Genomic DNA, 2,465 nt, shown 5'->3' with positions numbered 1-2,465 from the left:
GCCCGTCCCGGCGCGGCGACTGATGCTGCCGCTCCGGCCGCCGTCAGCGCGCCCAGCTGCGCGACGGACTCGGCCACCAGCGCTGCCAGGGCCACGGGTTCGAGGGTTTCGGCACCCGTGCGGATGCCGAGCGCTTCGAGCCGGAGGCGTTCCCCGCCGTCGTCGGTCAACGCCACGACGGACACCTCGGCGCTGTGCAGCCGCTCCAGCACGCTGCCGTCGAGCTCCCTCGTCCGGCCCGCCACGATGGCCGCCCGGGCCAGCCCGGACTGCGCCGCCGCCAGCAACTCCGCGAGGTCGGTGCAGCGCCGGACCACCGTGACGGGTCCATGGAGCCGTTCCAGGCCCGTCACGAAGTCGGCGGCCGCCGTTCCCAGCGTGACGACCGGCAGGCTCATGGGGTGCCGGCCGGGTTGAGTACCACGTTGATGCGTGCCCCGTTGGCGAGGGCATGCAGCAGCGCCGGCATGGTGTCATCCCCCACCAGGACGTGCAGCCGTTCCGCTCCGGACGAGCCGAAAGCGGTGGTGGCGCGCGTCAACTGCGACACCTCGGCCGCCTCGAGCAGCCTCTCCGGCTGCTCGAAACCGTTCCGTCCGTCCGGCAGCGACACCCAGACATCGACCCGGGAACCGGGACCGGCCTCCTCGGGCAACGGGCTCTCGATATTCAGGCCGATCGGTTTCCGGTCCAAGTCGTCGCTGACACCCAGCACGGAAGCCGGCAGCAGTTCCCCGCCCCGGACCAGCGCGGTGGCGACGGCACCTGCCGGCAGCCCCGTTGCGGCCGGCAGGTAGTGGCCCCCCGCCTCGCCCAGCCGAACCTCGACGACGACCACGTCCGCGGCGGAGATCGGTTGCCCCACCGCGATGTCCGTCCTGGCCGCCAAGACACCGGTGGTCTTATCCGCGCTGTTGACCAGCGCGGCCACTCCGGCCACCGAAGCCGCCACCAGCAGCAGTCCCACCAGCAACCGGGGATCTTTCCACGACGGGCGTTTCAACCGCTGTGCCACGGTCTTTTCTGCGATGGCAGCGCTCACGGATCTTCCTCCCCCTTATTCCCGCGCCCCGAAAGGACAGCCACGCTGCGCTCCGAGAGCCGGCCCCGAGGCCGCGCGTGGCACCATTCTGGCCGTGGTCCACGGGAAAAGGGAACCGTTGCGGCCGCCCGGACCCGATCTGGGGAAAACTTTCGGAACAAACGGGGCCAGCAGGATCAAACGGCATCAAACGGTGCCATAATGGCTGAAACCGTCCCCGTTCCAAAGGATCTGCCCATGCCACGGTTCCTCACCCTGTCCGATGTGGCGGAGGAGTTGCAGATCTCCTCGTCGCAGACGTACGCCCTGGTTCGAAGCGGCGAACTTCCGGCCATCCAGATCGGCGGCCGGGGCCAATGGCGCGTCGAGCAGGTCATGCTCGACCAGTACATCCAGGACAAGTACGCCCAGACGCGGCGGCTGATCGAAGAGGCCAAGTCGACCACGGAATGAGCATCTAGTCCGGGCTGCGCGACACGAGGGCCGCAATGGCCGCGAAGGGCACCGTGTAGACCGACCGGACATTTGCCGCGCGCCTGTCCTCGCCCGACGGCACGGCCGCGACGTCGAAGGAGTCCGCCCCGACCCTGTCGACCACACCCTCGGCCGCCGGCATGCCGGGGCTGCCCGACAGGTAGACGGTGACCGGTGCGCGGTCGCGGCCCAGGGCCCGAAGGGCGGAACCGAGCCCGAGCCGACGCGCCCCGGTCGGGTCGGCGACCGCATGCCGGCCCATTCCTTCGAGCAGTTGGACAGCGGCCAACGGGACGAGCACGCTCCGCACTCCCTCGTTGAGCACCAACCAGGTTGATCCGACATGGGCCAGCGTCCCCTCGAACCTGAGGTCTGCGCCCAGACGGACGCGCAGACTGCTGCCCAGCTGCCCCCGAAGCCGGTCGGCCAGACCCACCGCGGCCAGCTCGATCCGGGCGCGCTCGTTCACCTCCGCTTCCAGCTCCAACCGGTCCGCGGCGTGTAGCTGGGTCTCCAAATCGGCAAACAGGGCGTCCCAACGCATGGCGCCAGCCTAGGAACCTGCACCAAATCCCGTCAATCGAAAACGGACTGTTTACAACAAGCCTCCGACGCTGCCACTATGGGAGATCAAACAGAAGCAAATGGAAGCAAACAGCACTAAACGCTATCAAAGCAGGTCCGGACCGGAGGCACTTCCCATGCTCAGAACCACCGCCGATCTGGCAACCGCAGGGCTGGTGACGGGTTGTGCAGCCGTGCTGATGCTCGCCGGGAGGGAACTGGCCACCGGCGCCGCGTGGCCTCCGCAGGACTACCAGGACCTGCTGGCGCTCCTGTCGATCGGAGCCGGCGCGGCCGTGCTCTGTTGGTTGCTCCTGGGCATGGCGGCAGCGGCGGCCTGCGCGGTGCTGGCCAAGACCACATCGGAAGATCACACGTCTTAACT

4 protein-coding genes and 1 pseudogene are annotated in these 2,465 nt (G+C 68.8%); 2 read left to right on the top strand and 3 right to left on the bottom strand.

The window, feature by feature from the left end; genetic code table 11:
• Both AC5RV2_RS17070 and AC5RV2_RS17065 read right to left on the bottom strand, forming a co-directional pair.
• Positions 1–398, bottom strand: a pseudogene (locus AC5RV2_RS17070) (chromosome partitioning protein); the annotation flags it as partial.
• Positions 395–1,042, bottom strand: a complete 648-nt coding sequence (locus AC5RV2_RS17065; RefSeq protein WP_494093327.1) for an SAF domain-containing protein — start codon at positions 1,040–1,042, stop codon at positions 395–397. The pseudogene AC5RV2_RS17070 and the gene AC5RV2_RS17065, both read right to left, overlap by 4 nt.
• Positions 1,043–1,279: 237 nt before the next feature.
• Between AC5RV2_RS17065 and AC5RV2_RS17060 the strand changes: the two genes are divergently transcribed.
• Complete coding sequence (locus AC5RV2_RS17060) at positions 1,280–1,495, top strand: helix-turn-helix domain-containing protein (protein ID WP_493979122.1); 216 nt, start codon at positions 1,280–1,282, stop codon at positions 1,493–1,495.
• Positions 1,496–1,499: 4 nt separating this feature from the next.
• On the opposite strand, the gene AC5RV2_RS17055 is transcribed toward AC5RV2_RS17060, so the two are convergent.
• A complete protein-coding gene (locus tag AC5RV2_RS17055) occupies positions 1,500–2,060 on the bottom strand; it encodes a hypothetical protein (protein ID WP_494093326.1) in 561 nt (186 codons plus the stop codon).
• 157 nt (positions 2,061–2,217) lie between these two features.
• On the opposite strand from AC5RV2_RS17055, the gene AC5RV2_RS17050 reads away from it, so the two are divergent.
• Positions 2,218–2,463: a hypothetical protein gene (locus tag AC5RV2_RS17050; protein ID WP_494093325.1), complete on the top strand. Its 246-nt coding sequence runs from the start codon at positions 2,218–2,220 to the stop codon at positions 2,461–2,463.
• Positions 2,464–2,465: the final 2 nt, after the last annotated feature.

The sequence above is a fragment of the Arthrobacter sp. Y3225116 genome (genome assembly GCF_059091245.1).
Note: the sequence above shows the minus strand (reverse complement) of the source record. Positions and strands in the feature narration are given on the sequence as shown.